Source organism: Cellulomonas sp. P2_B4 (genome assembly GCF_056404795.1).
In genome coordinates, this window is record NZ_JBFUDI010000092.1 from 1 (window position 1) to 557 (window position 557).

A 557-nucleotide genomic window follows, 5' to 3' on the forward strand; every position below is an offset into this window, starting at 1 on the left:
CACGCCGTCCTCGATGACGAAGGGGTGGGCCAGTACAGGCACCGCGGGAAGGCTCACTGACCCTGCCGGCCAGCCACCCACCGGTGGCACGAGCCGCAGCGCGGTCGCCATGTCCGCGGGCAGGGCATAGGCACGTGCCCATTCGCTCGCCCGCGGATTGACGCCGAGTTCGGCGAGTGTCGTGATCCTGGTGGCGAAGCTCCAGTCGAAGCGTTCGAGCAGCAGCTTGAGGCAATGCGTATAATAACGCCGGCACTCCGCCGCCTCGGTGGTGGGCTCGTCGATATCGGCGATGGGCGGTGCGCGAAGCTCGCCAAGGGCGAGGTTGCAGATGGTGATGCTGATGGCCATGCGCCGTGTTTAGGCCGGCCGGAACGGAGTTTGAATCAAGCGCCGGAGGAGCCTTTTTCGCCTGCAGCATGCCGCGCAGCAAAACGTCGCTCGAAACCGGAAAAAATCCCCCTGTTTTGGCGCCTTGGCATGCACAGGGCAGTTGACGAAACGACCGCAAACGTGCGGATAATCATGGCTTGCGAAAAGGGGAGAGAATGCAGGAC

At 63.6% G+C, this 557-nt stretch carries 1 protein-coding gene; it reads right to left on the reverse strand.

The genetic code is table 11. From position 1 onward, the window contains the following. On the reverse strand, window positions 1-351 hold a 351-nt coding region (locus AC1DZC_RS20265; RefSeq protein WP_477044538.1), incomplete at its 3' end, for a phage connector family protein. Window positions 352-557: the final 206 nt, after the last annotated feature.